The 249-nt window shown below is 55.4% G+C and carries 1 protein-coding gene; it reads left to right on the top strand.

Annotated features, from left to right (window positions below):
* Positions 1–29: 29 nt before the first annotated feature.
* The coding region (locus R0J92_RS25245) for a hypothetical protein (protein WP_411053706.1) at positions 30–249 on the top strand (220 nt) is incomplete at its 3' end.

The raw sequence follows: 249 nt of genomic DNA, 5'->3' as shown, positions 1-249 counted from the left end.
CGCTCATGAGCGCTTTATGGACAGCGCTCATGATGCTTGCCCTGCTTTTCAACACCGCATCAGCACAGACCACCGAATTAGCTAATACGATTGTTTTGATTGCTCACCCTTCAGTGGGGGCACAAGCGATTAACCGGGACACGGCGCGGGCGATGTTTGCCATGCGCCAACGCACGTGGCCCAACGGCCAAGCAGCGCAGATATTTGTGCTGCCTAACCGCGAACCTGTGCATACCCGCTTTACCAAAG

Origin of the sequence: Tritonibacter sp. SIMBA_163 (assembly GCF_046535935.1) — a bacterium.
GTDB lineage: Bacteria > Pseudomonadota > Alphaproteobacteria > Rhodobacterales > Rhodobacteraceae > Epibacterium > Epibacterium scottomollicae.
Note: the sequence above shows the minus strand (reverse complement) of the source record. Positions and strands in the feature narration are given on the sequence as shown.